We start from the raw sequence: 16,837 nt of genomic DNA, 5'->3' as shown, positions 1-16,837 counted from the left end.
TTAACTATCCCTTCTTAAACTTCATGGCCAGTTGGGCCAGCATATCTTCGTTTACCGGTTTGGCCGGTTCTTCCTTCTTTTTATTAGGTTGATTATTTAGCTGTGGCGAACTTTTAGGGCTGTTATTCTGCAATGCCGGTTTTGGCGTATGCATTGTTGTGGCACTGGCCGCTGGTGCCGGTTTAGCTTGTTGGCGTTCGGCCACTTTTTTAGCATTCCAGCGTTTATAGATCTCTTCCAGCTTGCGTTTAGTGTACAACGGAAAATCGCCCTGCATCATCCACGAGTAATAGCTTGGCTCAACGTTAAGCACATCCTCCACCCTTTTACCTTTGTGCTTGCCAAAGTTAATCAGTTCTTCGCCCTGCTCGTTGTAAACCATGCGGCCGGCAAAATCAACAGGCCGGCTCAGGTTTGTAAATTTATGCAGCGCCTCTACATCGCCTACAACAGGGGTACTTTTATTACCCTTTTTATCTTCCCATTCCTGGTTTTCATAACGTTCTATCTGCGCCAGCAAAACTTCCATAGTGGCACGGGTATCCGCCTCGGCTGAGTGTGCATTAATGATCTGCTTATCACAATAAAACTGGTAAGCGGCCTTTAAGGTACGCTGTTCCATCTGGTGGAAAATATTCTGCACATCTACAAAATGGCGCTGGTCAAGGTCAAACTGTACACCGGCACGCAAAAACTCCTCCATCAGCATCGGGATATCAAACTTGTTAGAATTGTATCCGGCCAGGTCGCTGTCGTGTATAAAATCGGCTATATCTTGGCCCAGTTCCTGAAAGCGCTTCTCGTTCTGTATATGCTCATCATAAATACCGTGCACTAACGATGATTCCAGCGGGATAGGTATGCCGGGATGTATGCGCCAGGTTTTAACATCCTCGCTGCCATCAGGGTTAAGTTTAATAACAGATATTTCTACTATACGGTCGGCCCCAATATTGGTACCGGTAGTTTCCAGATCGAAAAAGGCAAGAGGCCGCTTTAATTGTAATTTCATTTTTGTTTTTCAGTAATGCAAAGGTGGTAAAACTCTTAAAATTATCGGCACACTATTTCGCTATTAAATGTCGGGATATTTTTATATTTTCATATCAGCCTATTACACCCTAAACTACATGAACAAATTTCTACTTAACCTATTGTTAATCAGTTTTTTCTCAAGTTTAACACAAGCCCAGGATTTTGCGTTTGGTAAATTCACACAAGAGGAAATAGCTCAAAAAATTTATAAAAACGATACCTCTGCACATGCTTTTGTAATACAGGAGTTTGGGTCTAACCGTATTGATGTAGCCAGCGATGACCACATTAAAATGATGTTTAAGTATCACGTTAAAATAAAAATACTGGATAGCAAAGCGTTTAATAAGGGTACCATTAATATTCCCTACTATTATAGTGATGAGGTACAAGATGAAGTAACGGATATAAAAGGGCTTACTACCTATGCAGACGAGGATGGCCTGATACGTAATGCAGAACTGGATCAAACAAAAATTTTTACAGTAACCGAAAACAAGTATTGGAAACAGAAAAAATTTGCCTTGCCAAACATACGCAGCGGCTGTATTATAGAATATAGCTACACACGCATTATACCGGGCTTTGGGCGGTTTCCATCTTGGGATTTTCAGGATGATATTCCAAAAATGTATTCAGAGTATGAGGTACATATCCCGGCTTTTTGGTCGTATAATGCTATGATACGCGGCCCGCTAAAATTAACAAAAAACGTAGCGGACATTGAACGGGAGTGTTTTACAAGCGGCGGCTCTAAATCCGACTGCTCCTTTTTAAGCTACGGCATGGCAAATATACCAGCCTTTATCGCTGAAGATTATATGACAGCACAAAAAAACTTTTTATCTGCCGTTTATTTTAATCTGGAAGAATGGACCAACCCCTACACCAATGTAAAAAACAAAGTAACTAAAGACTGGAAGGATATTGATTATAATCTTAAGCACTCCGAGTACTTCGGTTCGCAGATAAAAAAAGACCTGCTAAAGCCATACATAGCGCCTGTTATTGCAGGCAAAACCGGCGAAATGGAAAAAGCCTTAGCTATTTACCAGTATATTCAAAAGAACATCAAATGGAATGATATCAATTCCCGGGAAAGCGACGGGATCAAAAAAGCGCTTGAAAAACATACCGGCGATGTGGGTGATATTAATTTATGCCTGGCAGCAGCCCTAAATTCTGCTGGTATCAAAACAGATGCGGTTTTGCTTTCTACACGTGGTAACGGCGTTGTAAACCGCTTGTACCCTGTAGAAAATGAGTTTAATTACATTGTTGTTAAAGCAACCATTGGTGGTGAGGATTATCTGCTTGATGCAACAGACCCGCTCCTCTCTTTTGGTATGCTGCCTTTAAAATGCCTTAATGACCAGGGCCGCGTAATGAGCCTGGACAAACCGTCGTACTGGTTAGACCTGAATGCAAAACAAAAGAAGACAAACACCACTTCGCTTGATCTTACCTTGCAGCCCAACGGCAAATTAAAAGGCACTATCAATTCATACTCTTATGGTTACGAAGGGTATGAAAAACGCAAAGCCATTAAAAAATATAATACCGTTGATGAATATATAGAAAACCTGGATGAAAAATTGGGCAAAATAAAAATTCTTAATTCATCCATAGGCAACCTGGATAGCCTTGATAAACCGCTTGTTGAACATTACGAGGTGGAAATAGATGTATATGATAACCTTAACCACAACAGGCTTGCATTTAACCCGGTGATTTTAAACCGGTATGTAAACAATCCTTTTAAATTACAGGATCGCTCTTACCCGGTAGACTGGGGCATGCCATCAAGCAGCAGATACATTTTAAGCATGAGCCTGCCCGATGGATATATTATTGAAGGTTCGCCACAAAATACAGCCGTGAGCCTGCCAAACCAGGGCGGTAAGTTTTTAACTGAGTTTAGCGGCGAAGGGAATAAATTTACTTATTCAAATGTGATACAGTTTAATAAATCTGTTTACGCACCCGAAGAATATCCATACCTGAAAGAGTTATATAACAAAATAATAGCTTCAGAAAAAGCAGATATTGTGTTTAAGAAAAAATAATGAAGCGAATTTTTACCGCATTGATAATATTGCTGAACTTTGGCCGTGTAAATGCACAGGCCGATTATAGCGCCAGCCTGATTCCTAAAGACCTGCTGCCTTATGCAAGTGCTGTGATACGTAACCAAAACGTTTACACCGAGGTTAAGGATAACACTACCATATACCGTATAAAAACAGCTGTAACAGTATTAAATAAAAACGGCGATGATATTGCACGGATAGTGGTTTGGTATGATAAAACCAACCTGATAAAAAATATTAAAGGAACAATTTATGACGAGTTTGGAAAATTTACCGGAAAGTTTTCTGAAAAGAATTTTGAAGATGTAAACGGCGCGAATGATTTTTCTTTGTTTGAAGATTCGCGGCTGAAACATTACATTCCATCAACCGGCTCGTACCCATTTACCATAGAGTATGAGTATGAACTTAAATCTAAACAAACACTAAACTTCAGAGATTGGAAACCCAACCCCGAAACCGGCCTTGCAGTAGAAAAAAGCTCGTTCACATTTGCCTGTAAACCCGATTTTAATATCAGGTACAAAGAGATCAATATGCCTGCAAAGGTTAGCATAGGCACAACAACCGAAGGTTTAAAAACCTATACCTGGCAGTTGAATAATTTAAAAGCATTAAGAAGCGAACCGTTTAGCCCGCTTGCCGAAAGTTATTTAAGCATGGTTAAAATAGCGCCTCAGAATTTTGTTTACGCAGGTATATCAGGCTCATTCACTAACTGGAAAGAACTTGGCCAATGGACTTATAGTAAACTGCTGTTAAACCGCCAGGCGCTACCGCCAGAAGCAATTTATAAAGTAAAAGAACTTACAGCCGGCATTACGGATATTAAGCAAAAAGCCCGCAAAATATATGAATATATGCAGGGCAAAACAAGGTATATCAGTGTACAGGTGGGCATTGGCGGTTATCAGCCATTTTTGGCCGGCGATGTAGAAAGGTTAAATTATGGTGATTGTAAAGCACTCGTAAATTACACCCAGGCCTTATTTAAGGCTGCTGATATCCCCTCCTGGTATTGCGTTGTTGAAGCAGGCAGCAATAAAGTGAGTATGCTTAATGATTTTGCCAGTATGGACCAGGGCAATCATATTATACTATGCCTGCCATTAAAGGGTGATACTACCTTTTTAGAATGTACCAGCCAAAAGATCCCGTTCGGTTTTTTAAGCGATTTTACCGACGACCGCACCGTACTGGCATGCACACCCGAAGGTGGCAAACTGATGCATACGCCAAAATACACGGCGGCAGATAACCTGCAAGTACGTAAAGCTGTGTTCACGATAAACAATACCGGCGACCTGAGCGGTAATATGGCTACCATTTACACAGGCACACAATATGATAACACCGAAGATTTAGTGGGCGAGCCTTTGTCTGAACAAAAAAAAACGGTTCAAAAAATGTATGCCGGCATTAACAACCTGGATATTGAAAAATTTGATGTAAAGCAGGATAAAAAGGAAATACCTGTAAGCACAGAAAACATACAGCTTGATGCCCGCGAGTTTGCTTCGGCAGATAATGGAAAAGTATATTTTTCCTTAAACCCGGTAAATAAACTGCGCAGCATACGTGATGTGCGCAACCGTACCAAACCTGTATATATTAACCGTGGATATGTAGACGAGGATGAGATTACTTACGCCTTGCCGGCGGGTTACCACCCGGATACCGAACCGCTGAATATTAGCCTAAGCAAACCCTTTGGTAAATTTAAGGCAAGCACTGTTTATCATGACGGCAAATTGCTTTATAAACGCCGCATAGAAATCATTGACGGAACTTATAGTAAAGAAACTTATCAGGATCTGGTAGCGTTTTATCAGGCTGTTGCAGATGCCGATAGCTATAATATAATGCTGGTAAAAAACTGATTAGCTAAAAATAATGATTCCCAAAACGATCCCTACAATCATAATTACGTATAGCAATATTTCGTTACCGGCGTAACGCTTGTATTTGGTCCAAAAAGAATAATCGTTTTCCTGATCAGGCATAGGCACAAAATTATAAATTATACGCAGATATCGTATAATGATAACTATTCTGTTTGTGCCGACGAAGTACTGTCTGTTATCGATCCTCCGCGCGAAAAGAATTTATAAATACCGTTATCATGCAGCCTGGCAATCATCACCCCTTTACGGGTGCTGGCATGCACAAAATAACCATTTTGCAGGTAAACGCCTACATGGCTAAACTGCTTACCATCAAAATCAAAAAAAACCAGGTCGCCTTCTTTTAACTCTTCCTCATATTTACGTTTGATGACCAATACCTGTTTACTCGTCATCCGGGGAAGCGTAATGCCGTAAACCTGCTGCTGCAATAAAAAAGTTAAACCGGAACAATCTACACCATTCTTATCCAAACCGCCAAAACGATAGGTGGTACCATACCACTCTTCAATAAAATCATAAAGCCTGCCATTTTGAATCTCACTACGGTTTACTCCCATTAAGGCAGCATACTTTTCGGCAATGTCCTTATCCGGCTTGGTCATGGTATAAGGGTCATTACTACCGTTCCTCATCATCTTCTTTTTGGAGTGGCAGGAAGATAAAATAACAGCAGCGGCAAATATAAAAATCAGGCGAACATAACGGGATAACAACATGCTGTAAAGTTATTTTTTAACGGGTTAATGTTGTTCAAGAGGTTATAAACATTTCAACATTGCTAATAGATGTGCAGATTCAGATACTTATTACGCTCTATCTGCAAATCTTCTATTATCCCTTTATCACCCTTTGTATCTCGTCCAGCTTCATTAAGGCTTCTACAGGTGTCAGGGTGTTTACGTCAAGGTTATTTAAGGTATCGCGGATCTTTACCAGCACCGGGTCGTCTATAGAAAACATCTGCATCTGCACCGCCTGCTTTTGCACCTTACGGATACTTTCTTTAATGTGCTCACCACCAGTACGTTCGTTCTCTAACTTTTTCAGTATTTCGTTAGCACGCATCAGTACCTTGCCGGGCATACCAGCAAGTTTAGCCACATGGATCCCGAAGCTATGTTCGCTGCCGCCGGGTACCAGCTTACGTAAAAATATGATCTGCTGGCCAACTTCCTTAACGGATACATTGTAATTTTTGATCCGGTTAAAGCTGTTACTTAACTCATTTAACTCGTGGTAGTGGGTGGCAAACAGCGTTTTAGCTTTTGCCGCAGGGTGGTTATGCAGATATTCTGCTATGGCCCAGGCAATAGAAATACCATCGTAAGTTGACGTACCGCGGCCTATTTCATCCAGCAATATCAAACTACGATCTGATAAATTATTGAGGATGCTGGCTGTTTCGTTCATTTCTACCATAAAGGTCGATTCGCCCGACGACAGGTTATCCGATGCCCCAACCCTGGTAAATATCTTATCTACCAAGCCTATTGAAGCGGCTTTTGCAGGGACAAAACAACCCATTTGCGCCATTAAAACGACCAATCCCGTCTGCCTTAGTAAGGCCGACTTACCCGCCATATTGGGCCCCGTTATAATGATGATCTGCTGCGAATCCGAATCCAGGAAAACATCATTGGTAATATACTCCTCGCCCAGCGGCAGGTTCTTCTCTATTACCGGGTGGCGGCCGCCTTTAATATCCAGCGTGCGGCTATCGTTCACCTCGGGTTTAACGTAATAGTTTTTGATAGATATGGTGGCAAAATTAAGCAGCACATCTAAACGGGCTATCAGGATAGCGTTCAGCTGAATAGGTTTAATATATTCGGCAAGGGCGTAAAGCAAGTCGTTGTACAACTTGGTTTCCAGCACCAATATCTTTTCTTCGGCGCCTAATATCTGCTCTTCATATTCTTTCAGTTCGGGGGTAATATACCGCTCGGCATTTACAAGCGTTTGCTTGCGGATCCAGTCGGTTGGTACTTTATCGCGATGGCTGTGGGTTACCTCCAGATAGTAACCAAACACGTTATTGAACGATACTTTCAGCGATGGGATACCGGTTATTTCGGCCTCGCGCTTCTGGATCTCCAGCAGGTAGCCTTTACCGCCAAAGGCAATTTTACGCAGCCTGTCCAATTCCTCGTTGATCCCATCATTCATCACCGACCCTTTTGCCATGAGTACAGGCGGTTCGGGATGCAATTCGCGCGTTATGCGTTCGCTGATAGATATGCAGGGATTTAGCTGCTCGCCAATGGCTTTTAACGGGGCGCTATCAGCTGCTTCTGTCAGTTTCTTGATGCTCTCGATAGCGATCAAGGCTTTTTTAAGCTGGCAAACCTCGCGGGGATTGGCTTTTTGCAATCCTATTTTAGAGATCAGCCGCTCCAGGTCGCCTATCTGGCGGATCTGGCTTTGCAGGTCTTCCCTTAACTCTTCCTGCGCTATCAGGTATTCTACCACGCCCAGGCGGTCTTGTATGGGTTTAATTTCTTTCAGCGGCATCACAATCCATCGGCGCAGCATCCGTGCACCCATAGGCGAGCAGGTATGGTCCAGCACATCAACCAGGGTAAGGGCATTCTCGTTATGCGATCCTACCAACTCCAGGTTACGGATGCTAAAACGGTCCAGCCATAGGTACCTGTCTTCCTCTATCCGGCTAATGGCCGAGATATGCTGCAGGTTGCGGTGTTCTGTCTCATTTAAGTAATGCAATGCTACACCTGCTGCTACTATGCCCAGGTTAAGCTTATCAATACCAAAGCCCTTTAACGATTTTACACCGAAGTGCTTTAGCAGCGTTTCGGTTGCATAATCGCCGCTGTAGGGCCATTCATCAAGTGTGTAAGTGTAAAAGCGGTCGCCGTAGGTATCCTTAAAATCGTGCTGGCGGCTTTTGGGGAATATCACCTCGCTGGGTGCGTAGCTTTGCAGCAGTTTGTCGATATAGCTTGTATTGCCCTGCGCAGTCAGAAACTCGCCTGTAGATATATCTATCAGGGCTATACCGATACTATTCTTCTCGAAATACAGCGAAGCCAGGTAATTATTACTTTTTTGCTGCAGGATGTTATCGCTTATGGCAACACCGGGGGTAACCAGTTCGGTAACACCACGCTTAACAATACCTTTTACTGATTTAGGATCCTCCAGCTGATCGCAGATAGCTACACGCTGCCCGGCACGCACCAGTTTAGACAGGTAGGTATCCAGCGAGTGATGCGGAAAACCGGCCAGCTCTATATGCGTGGCTGCACCATTGGCCCTTCGCGTAAGCACAATACCCAATATGCCAGATGCCTTTACCGCATCCTGGCCAAAGGTTTCATAAAAATCGCCCACACGGAACAGCAGCAAGGCACCGGGGTACTTAGCCTTTATGGCATTATACTGCTGCATTAAGGGGGTTTCTTTGGTTTCGCTCTTAGCCAAGGGTATATCCTGTTTTAATAATCTGCTAATTTAAAGCATTAAGCGTTTAATACCGGGATTGTGGAAAAGTTAAGATGATGTGGAGTATTAGCTACGCGGTTATGCAAATGTGCAGATACATCTGTTAAATATACCTGCACCTCTTACATCAGTATGTCCGCACAGCCACCTACATCCTTTCCGGTACGGCAATACCCAGCAAAGCCATTCCCCTGCTGATAACTTTGGCTGATGCAGCTGATAGTTGCAGCCTGAACTGCTTTAAGCGTTCTTCCTCGGCCTGCAGTATAGATTTTTCGTGATAAAACTTATTATAAGTTTTGGCCAGTTCGTAAACATAGTTGGCAATAACCGCAGGGCTGTGGTTTGTAGCGGCTTCAGCTATTATTACCGGGAATTTAGTAAGGCCCACGATCAGGTCGCGTTCTATGCCGTCCAGTTCGGCAACATTATTGGTGCTGCTTTCTGGCGTATAAGCAGCCCTGCTGAGTACCGATTTAATGCGGGCGTGGGTGTATTGAATAAACGGCCCGGTATGCCCCTGAAAATCAACCGACTCATTCGGGTCGAACAATAAACGTTTTTTCGGATCAACCTTCAACAAAAAGTATTTTAGGGCACCCATACCTATCGTGTGGTAAAGTTTGGTTTTATCTTCTTCGCTAAAACCATCTACTTTACCCATCTCTTCAGTTTGCTTTTTGGCGGTATCAAACATATCTGCCATCAGGTCGTCGGCGTCAACCACTGTTCCCTCGCGGGATTTCATCTTTCCCGACGGAAGGTCAACCATTCCGTACGACAGGTGGTACAAGCCCTGCGCCCAGCTTTTGCCCAGCTTTTGCAATATCAGGAAAAGCACCTTAAAGTGATAATCCTGCTCATTACCTACTACATAGATAGATTCATCCATTTGGTAATCATCGTACTTTAACTGGGCAGTACCTAAATCCTGCGTAATATATACCGATGTGCCATCAGCACGCAAAACCAGCTTTTGATCCAGGCCATCTTCGGTCAGATCTATCCATACCGAACCATCTTCTTTTTTGAAGAACACACCTTTTACAAGGCCTTCTTCCACAATATCTTTACCTAATAAATAGGTATTGCTTTCGTAATAGTATTTATCAAAGCTTACCCCAAGAGTTTTATAGGTAACATCAAAACCTTCATAAACCCAGCCGTTCATGGTTTTCCAAAGATCAATAACCTCTGGGTCGTTATTTTCCCATTGCACCAGCATTTGCTGGGCCTCTTTCATCAGCGGGGCATTCTTTTTAGCTTCATCTTCGGCCTGCCCCTGTTCAATCAGTTCCTGTATCTGTTGTTTGTAGGCTTTGTCAAACCAAACATAATACTTACCCGCCAAATGGTCGCCTTTCAGGCCGCTGCTTTGCGGGGTTTCGCCCTGGCCAAACTCGCGCCAGGCTACCATACTTTTACAGATATGAATACCCCTGTCATTCACTAAATTGGCTTTAATTACGTCGTAACCTGCGGCAGCCAAAATCTCTGCCAGCGAAAAGCCCAACAGGTTATTACGGATGTGCCCCAGGTGAAGCGGTTTATTGGTATTTGGTGAAGAATACTCTACCATTACCCTGTGCCCGTTAGCTTTAGCTATTGCAAAATCATCTGTAAGAATATTGGTATGCAGCTCATTCAGCCAGTAAGCATCTGTAACTGATAAGTTTAAAAAACCTTTAACCACGTTGAACGCAGCAATTTGTGGTAAATAGTTTTTAAGGTGTTCACCAATTTCGGCACCGGTTTGCTCGGGCCCTTTGCGTGATACTTTGGTATATGGGAATGTAACTATGGTAACCTGCCCTTCAAACTCCTTACGGGTTTCCTGCAAATTCACATCTTTAGCAGCAATATCGGTTTGGTATAAATCCTTAACGGCCTTAATAACAGCCTCAACTATAAAATCCATCGCGCAAAAATAATAATTAGTTGATGTTTATGGCCTACGTTGGGCAGTATTTTATAACCGGGTATTTCAGTATCTAAACCAAACACCTCACAAAATTAAAACAGCGCTTATTGATATAACTTAAAGAACATGCAGGATCATTCAAATAGCTGACTGCTACTTCTGAAATTCGGGCTTTAACTCCGCTTTCATCGCTTTGCGAAATTTCATCACCTTTGGTTCGGATACGCTGCTGATATAAGGGTTATCGCTATTTGTGCGATAGTAGCCCTGATGGTAATTTTCGGCCGGATAAAACGCGGAGAACGGCACTACCTGCGTTACTACAGGGTTATTGTAATGCTTAGATTCATTTACTTTTTTGATAACGTTTATCAGCGTGTTTTTTTCTGCATCGTTACGGTAAAAAGCAATCGAGCGATAATCGGTGCCTACATCCGGCCCCTGGCGGTTTAGCGTTGTAGGATCATGTGCAAACAAAAATGCCTCCGCTAAAGTAGCGTAACTTATCTTTTCAGGATCATAGTAGATCTGGGTAACCTCGGCATGATTGGTTGTACGGCTGCTCACATCCTGGTAAGTAGGATTTTTTGTTTTACCGCCCGCATAGCCTGATATTACTTTATTAACCCCTTTCAGCTCGCTCATGGCTTCCTGCATGCTCCAAAAGCAGCCGCCGCCAAAAGTGGCCACCGCCTCATTAGCTGCCGGCTTGGGTAAAGTTGCAAAATCATTATTATCAGCTTTGTTCTGGCCGTTTGCACAACCCAAAAACAGCAATGCGGTAACAAAATATAATATAGCGGTTTTCATAAAAATTAATTTGTTTATATGAATTACGCAAACCGGGTTAATATAGATGCGGCAGTTGGTCATTAGCAAGTCAATAGTTAATAAACCATTATCTACCGACTATTTAACGCTGCCATATTTTTGTTTGATCTGCCTCAACAGCTGATCTACACCGTTGCTTTTTATTTCAAAAACAGTGCTTAACATCATCCCCAGCTTACCCGGCGGGAAGCCCTTTTTATGCATCCATTCCAGGTAGCTTACAGGCATATCGCAAAGCAGCGTATCTTTATACTTGCCAAACGGCATCCGGGTATTTACCACATCAATTAAAATCTGCGGGTTGGGTGTTACGTTTTCCACGGTATAAAAGTAGGATAATATTATTTAGCCCCATACTTTACCGGCCCTGCGTACCAATAAAAAACCTACCACAGTTGCTGCAACAAGTATAGTTGCGGTGCGTTTTATATTGCCCTGGTATGGCGGGATGTATCGTACGCCATTCTCATCAGATACAGCCCCATGACCCACGTAACGCCCGCTTTGCGGCACAGCAATACTTTCAAACCGGTTTGCCAGCAAATTTAACGCTGTAGATAACTCACGCCCGCGCATAACGGCGCCGTGCCCGGTTGCGGCAATGCGTGGCTGCAAGGCAGCCAGCTTACGTACAGATTTTGCAGCAGCGATCCAATCGGTAGTAAGATATTTTGGCGGGCCGCTTATTTTTTTGCGGTAGGTGATCGCTGCTATGGCCGATTCTGCAGGCGTTGTAGTAAAAGCATCCCCGGCAATCAGCGTAGTATTTAGCGGTAAAAAAAGCGAGATATGGCCCGGCGAATGGCCCGGGGTAGGTATTATTTTCCATTCGGGTAATTCGGGGATACCGTCGTGAAGGTCTATCTCCCTGATATTCCTGCTGATATTTATCGGGCTGGTTGACCATAACCACGACATCAGGGTCATCAATCCGCCGCCTGCTTCAGGGTCTGCCGGCGGGTAGGATGATCTACCGGTTAAATACGGCAATTCCAGCTTATGTGCATAAACAGGTACATCCCAATGCTTTAACAATTCGGTTACTGAGCCGGCATGGTCGGCATGCCCGTGTGTTAATATAATAGCCGCCGGCCTGGTACCGGGGCCAAAAAGCGCCTCGGCCATGGCGATGATCTTACCGGCAGATCCTTTTACGCCGGTATCCACCAATACCCAACCCCTGCCCGCACCGCGGCGATTGGCTATCATATACACATTAACAAAGTAAAGGCGCATGCCCCAAACACCCTGTGCCACCTGAAAATACTTTACACTCATTACCTTATTTAGTTTAATCGGTTATCAATTTAACATATAGGTAATACTAATGGTTTTAGTGAAAATCAGAGTTTATTTACAACTTTAAGTGTGTTTAGATAGTATTATTCGTCTTAAAATTGTTTGCAGAGGATGAAATTTTTTTTAAAAGAATTTTAATATCAATAGGTATGCGGAAGATTTAAACCTATGCCACTTTTAGCTGCGGATCTATAACGGGTTTTAAAAAATCATGAATATTTATTTCGAAAACAGCACATATTTCTATAAGCTTTATTAAGGTCACTTTTGTTTGGCCCAGTTCTACCTTGCAATATGCATTTTGGGTTTGGTTAAGCTTATAGGCCATATATTCCTGAGAATACTTTAATTCCATTCGTTTTTGACGGATAGCCAGGGCAAGTGATTTTGCTATTTGTAACATACTGTTTATATTATTGGTTAGGGTTTATATATTAAATAAACGTATAAACAGGAATGCCGGTTTTGCAATAAACCATATTTAATATATAACTAACAGTTGTATCATCGATATGCTACAAATAACCGTACGGCCAAACACAAACAACATCCTGGTGTTAAAACATAAACATTACATATTATGGAACAGCAATTTGAAGCGGTACTTACAGGCACAGATACTACAGTTAACGGTGTGGTTACAGAACAGAACGGTATTTATGAGTTTAAAGCGATAGATGACAGCCTTCAGTTAACTATTGCACGTAACAATGAGGGCCATTGGGAGCGTATTGCAGGATCAGAACCTTATCTATCCAGCTGGATAGACGAACTGGCAGAACAGATATAAACAGTTATTAATTTAAAAATAATGGAAAAACGTGCGTTAGGCAAGTCGGGAATTGAGGTAATGCCATTTTGTTTTGGGGGCAATGTTTTTGGATGGACCGCGGATGAAAAAACATCCTTTGCGCTACTGGATGGATTTGTTGATGCGGGCTTTAATTTTGTAGATACGGCGGATGTATATTCTAAATGGGCGCCGGGCAATACAGGCGGCGAATCTGAAACTATCATAGGTAACTGGCTAAAACAAGGCGGTAAACGTGATAAGGTAATATTGGCCACAAAAGTTGGCAAGCCGATGGGTGATGATAAAAAAGGACTTTCAAAAACATATATAACACAGGCTGTGGAAGCTTCTTTAAGCCGTTTAAAAACCGACTATATCGATCTGTATCAATCACATGATGATGATAAGAATACTCCGCTTGCCGAAACCATGGAAGCTTTTGACAGCCTGATAAAACAGGGTAAGGTACGTGCTATCGGTGCATCTAACTTTAGCGCCGGCAGATTCAGGGAAGCCTTAGCGGTAAGCGAAAACAACGGTTTTGCCCGTTACGAAACCCTGCAACCCGAGTATAATTTATATGACCGGGAAGGGTATGAAAGCCAGTACGAATCTTTATGCCGGGAAAACAACATAGGTGTAATTACCTATTACTCTTTGGCAAGCGGTTTTCTTAGCGGTAAGTACCGGTCAGAGGATGATCTGGATAAAAGCAAACGCGGCGGAGGCATCAAAAAATACCTGAATGGCCGTGGCTATAAAATTTTAGCTGCATTAGATAAGGTTGCCGGGGAATATCATAGTACACCCGCAAGCGTTGCTTTAGCATGGGTAATGGCAAGGCCGGGTATAACCGCCCCTATTGCCAGCGCAACCAGCACAAGCCAGTTAAATCACCTGGCAAAGGCCGCACAGCTTAATTTAAGTGCCGATGCTGTTGAACTGCTCACTACTGCCAGTAATTATTAAATAATCTGCTTTATCAGTTAGCTTAATTAAATTCGATAAAATAAGGAATCATAAAAACGCAAAAGCCATCCCAATAACCGGGATGGCTTTTATGATATATATGGAGGAGCTAATATTATAACCGTGTCGGGCGTTGCGGCCCGCCGCCAAAACCACGGTTTTGGGCAATTTGTGTATGATCGTTTCCCCCGCGGTTATCCCTGTCGCGGCCACCGCCCCGGTTATCATTACGGCTTGGTTGTGATGGTTGCTGATTATCACGCCCGCGCCCACCGCCACGGTTATCATCGTTACGATTTGGTTGCTGCGGCTGGCCCCAGTTACCACGGTCGCGCGGTGTTTGGTTAAAGCCACCGTTCGGCCTGTCGTTACGGCGATCATCCCGGTTCCAGTCGTTCCGGTTATTGTCCCGGTTCCAATCATTACGGTTGTTATTCCTGTTCCAGTCGTTCCGGTTGTTACTCCGGTTCCAGTCGTTACGTCTGTTATCAAAACTTCTGCCTGCATAATTATTATCCCTGCGGTTCCAGTTCCAGTTGTTACGATTGTAATTTCCACCCCACTTGCTCAGATATTTATCGTGATACATATATGGGCGACTGCCCCTTATTTCATAACGTTGTGCGCTACGCCAATCATAATTACGGTAAGCACCCGGTAAATATGCTGCCGATACCCACCTGCCGCCATCCTGATAGTAATAACAATGGCGTGGTATGCTGTAATAAGCTTCCACTTCCGGCAAATAATAATAATCATCGCTATCGTCAAATTCATCATTATCGTACACCATTACCGGCTGTGGCGGGGGCGCGGGTACATACACCCTGCGGGCAGGTACATTAAAACCTATATGCACCGATATCTGTGCCTGAGTATTACTGTAAATTAGGCTCCCAAATAATATTGCTGATAGTATAAATGACTTTTTCATATCTTTAAATTTATACCTGTATGACGGCAACCACCGGCAATAGTTTAACCCTGGCCTCATTAATATTCAACAACCATTCATAATCAATCTTTATACTACCTATTTTAACAAAACAAAATTTAACGCTTTCAACACTAAACTAACTACATGGGCCTTGTATATAAAACGACTGTTGTTTTAAAAACACATTTTGGCATTTATTGTATATTAGTTAATTTGGCTTAACATTAATGGCTTAACCTTGCCATTTTATAACCGTTAAAAAACGCATACCTATTATTATGAAAAACAGATCATTAACCATTGCATTTGCTACGGCGGCAATTACCGGCTCGATATTATTTACTGCCTGTACAGGCACCGGCAGTAAAACGGCCGCAGATAGTTCTGCAACCGCTACCGATACGGCATCGTCTGCAGGATTAACCGTTCCGGCAGGATTTACCGCTAACATAATTGCCCGCGACCTTGGCGGAACACGCCATATCGCAATTTCTCCGCAGGGCGATATTTTTGTAAAACTGGGTAAATCTAAAGATGGAAAAGGCATTTTGGTTTTACATGAAAATAACGGAAAAGCTGTTGTAAAAAACGCTTTTGGCGATTATGACGGCACAGGCATCTATCTAAAAAATGGTTACCTGTATGCATCATCAAACGAAGATGTTTACCGGTATAAACTGAACGATAAGAATGAAGTGATAGATACCACCAGTCCAGAAATTATTGTTAAAGGTTTAATAAACCGCAATCAGCATGAATCTAAATCTATTGTATTAGATGATGCCGGTAATTTGTATGTTAATATTGGCGCTTACTCCAACTCATGCCAGGTTAAAGACCGTGAAAAGGGTTCAATGGGGCAGCCCGGATGCCCTATACTTGATTCTGCCGGGGGGATATGGCAATTTAAGGCAGATAAACTCAACCAAACCTACAAGGATGGTGTGCGATATGCTACCGGCTTACGCAACGTGGTTGGGCTGGACTGGAACAAGCAGGATAATCAATTATTTGTAATGCAGCATGGCCGCGATGGCTTGCATGATCTGTTCCCGGATATGTACACCAGCAAACAACAGGCAGAATTACCTGCCGAATGCATGTATGCCTTAAAAAAGGGCGACAATGCCGGCTGGCCGTATATTTATTACGACCAGCAGCAGGGTAAAAAAATAGTTTCGCCAGAGTATGGCGGCGATAGCAAAAAAGAGGGCGATAGTAAATTTATTAACCCTGTGGCAGCTTATCCTGGCCACCTTGCCCCTAACGGCCTTTTGTTTTACACCGGCAGTCAATTCCCCGAAAAATATAAAAATGGCGCATTTATCGCTTTCCACGGTTCGTGGAACCGGGCGCCCGAGCCGCAGGCGGGGTATTTCGTAGTTTTCCAGCCTTTTAAAAACGCCAAGCCCGATGGTAAGTGGGAAGTATTTGCAGACGGTTTTTCGGGCTCGGCAGCAAATACAGCCAAAGGCAGCGCGGTACGCCGGCCATGTGGTTTAGCGCAAGGCCCGGACGGATCAATTTATGTAACGGATGACGCTAAGGGTACCTTGTACAAGATCAGTTATAAAAAGTAAAAAAACAGATAAA

Annotated in this window: 15 protein-coding genes; 5 read left to right on the top strand and 10 right to left on the bottom strand. The window is 43.1% G+C overall.

Annotated features, from left to right (window positions below; all coding sequences use genetic code 11):
• Positions 1 to 4: 4 nt before the first annotated feature.
• Positions 5 to 1,012: a 3'-5' exonuclease gene (locus E2R65_RS12520; RefSeq protein ID WP_134336812.1), complete on the bottom strand. Its 1,008-nt coding sequence runs from the start codon at positions 1,010 to 1,012 to the stop codon at positions 5 to 7.
• A gap of 118 nt (positions 1,013 to 1,130) precedes the next feature.
• On the opposite strand from E2R65_RS12520, the gene E2R65_RS12515 reads away from it, so the two are divergent.
• Together E2R65_RS12515 and E2R65_RS12510 are read left to right on the top strand one after the other, a co-directional pair.
• Positions 1,131 to 3,101 carry a DUF3857 domain-containing protein gene (locus tag E2R65_RS12515; RefSeq protein ID WP_158285272.1) on the top strand — a complete coding sequence of 657 codons (1,971 nt, stop codon included), beginning with the start codon at positions 1,131 to 1,133 and terminating at the stop codon, positions 3,099 to 3,101.
• Positions 3,101 to 5,005 carry a DUF3857 domain-containing protein gene (locus tag E2R65_RS12510; RefSeq protein ID WP_134336810.1) on the top strand — a complete coding sequence of 635 codons (1,905 nt, stop codon included), beginning with the start codon at positions 3,101 to 3,103 and terminating at the stop codon, positions 5,003 to 5,005. The genes E2R65_RS12515 and E2R65_RS12510 overlap by 1 nt, the downstream gene beginning before the upstream one ends.
• On the opposite strand, the gene E2R65_RS19930 is transcribed toward E2R65_RS12510, so the two are convergent.
• The 8 genes from E2R65_RS19930 to E2R65_RS12475 all read right to left on the bottom strand — a co-directional run bounded on the left by E2R65_RS19930 (position 5,006) and on the right by E2R65_RS12475 (position 12,948).
• On the bottom strand, positions 5,006 to 5,128 hold the full coding sequence (locus E2R65_RS19930; RefSeq protein ID WP_260172201.1) for a hypothetical protein: 123 nt from the start codon (positions 5,126 to 5,128) through the stop codon (positions 5,006 to 5,008).
• Between the two features lie 44 nt (positions 5,129 to 5,172).
• Positions 5,173 to 5,667, bottom strand: coding sequence for a C40 family peptidase (locus E2R65_RS12505; protein WP_229704615.1), 495 nt, complete (start codon positions 5,665 to 5,667; stop codon positions 5,173 to 5,175).
• Between the two features lie 196 nt (positions 5,668 to 5,863).
• Positions 5,864 to 8,473: a DNA mismatch repair protein MutS gene (gene mutS / locus E2R65_RS12500; RefSeq protein ID WP_134336808.1), complete on the bottom strand. Its 2,610-nt coding sequence runs from the start codon at positions 8,471 to 8,473 to the stop codon at positions 5,864 to 5,866.
• A 169-nt stretch (positions 8,474 to 8,642) separates the two neighbouring features.
• Positions 8,643 to 10,412 (bottom strand): arginine--tRNA ligase, encoded by a 1,770-nt coding sequence (argS, locus tag E2R65_RS12495; RefSeq protein ID WP_134336807.1) that lies wholly within the window; start codon positions 10,410 to 10,412, stop codon positions 8,643 to 8,645.
• Between the two features lie 156 nt (positions 10,413 to 10,568).
• Positions 10,569 to 11,225 carry a peptide-methionine (S)-S-oxide reductase MsrA gene (gene msrA, locus E2R65_RS12490; RefSeq protein WP_134336806.1) on the bottom strand — a complete coding sequence of 219 codons (657 nt, stop codon included), beginning with the start codon at positions 11,223 to 11,225 and terminating at the stop codon, positions 10,569 to 10,571.
• 99 nt (positions 11,226 to 11,324) lie between these two features.
• Complete coding sequence (locus E2R65_RS12485) at positions 11,325 to 11,567, bottom strand: DUF3820 family protein (protein WP_134336805.1); 243 nt, start codon at positions 11,565 to 11,567, stop codon at positions 11,325 to 11,327.
• A 24-nt stretch (positions 11,568 to 11,591) separates the two neighbouring features.
• Positions 11,592 to 12,524: an MBL fold metallo-hydrolase gene (locus E2R65_RS12480; RefSeq protein WP_134336804.1), complete on the bottom strand. Its 933-nt coding sequence runs from the start codon at positions 12,522 to 12,524 to the stop codon at positions 11,592 to 11,594.
• A gap of 187 nt (positions 12,525 to 12,711) precedes the next feature.
• Entirely contained in the window at positions 12,712 to 12,948 is a 237-nt protein-coding gene (locus E2R65_RS12475) for a helix-turn-helix domain-containing protein (RefSeq protein ID WP_134336803.1), read from the bottom strand.
• Positions 12,949 to 13,125: 177 nt separating this feature from the next.
• Between E2R65_RS12475 and E2R65_RS12470 the strand changes: the two genes are divergently transcribed.
• Both E2R65_RS12470 and E2R65_RS12465 read left to right on the top strand, forming a co-directional pair.
• Positions 13,126 to 13,335: a hypothetical protein gene (locus E2R65_RS12470; protein WP_134336802.1), complete on the top strand. Its 210-nt coding sequence runs from the start codon at positions 13,126 to 13,128 to the stop codon at positions 13,333 to 13,335.
• A 21-nt stretch (positions 13,336 to 13,356) separates the two neighbouring features.
• Positions 13,357 to 14,307 (top strand): aldo/keto reductase, encoded by a 951-nt coding sequence (locus E2R65_RS12465; RefSeq protein ID WP_134336801.1) that lies wholly within the window; start codon positions 13,357 to 13,359, stop codon positions 14,305 to 14,307.
• A 115-nt stretch (positions 14,308 to 14,422) separates the two neighbouring features.
• Here E2R65_RS12465 and E2R65_RS19650 read toward each other — a convergent pair whose 3' ends face one another.
• The gene (locus tag E2R65_RS19650) at positions 14,423 to 15,241 is read right to left on the bottom strand and encodes a single stranded DNA-binding domain-containing protein (RefSeq protein ID WP_158285271.1); all 819 of its coding nucleotides are present in this window, start codon (positions 15,239 to 15,241) and stop codon (positions 14,423 to 14,425) included.
• A gap of 281 nt (positions 15,242 to 15,522) precedes the next feature.
• Here E2R65_RS19650 and E2R65_RS12455 point away from each other — a divergent pair, with 281 nt between their 5' ends.
• Positions 15,523 to 16,824 carry a PQQ-dependent sugar dehydrogenase gene (locus E2R65_RS12455; RefSeq protein ID WP_134336799.1) on the top strand — a complete coding sequence of 434 codons (1,302 nt, stop codon included), beginning with the start codon at positions 15,523 to 15,525 and terminating at the stop codon, positions 16,822 to 16,824.
• Positions 16,825 to 16,837 lie beyond the last annotated feature (13 nt).

Origin of the sequence: Mucilaginibacter phyllosphaerae (assembly GCF_004378255.1) — a bacterium.
GTDB classification, from domain to species: Bacteria; Bacteroidota; Bacteroidia; order Sphingobacteriales; family Sphingobacteriaceae; genus Mucilaginibacter; species Mucilaginibacter phyllosphaerae.
This window is presented reverse-complemented; position numbering and strand designations above follow the sequence as displayed.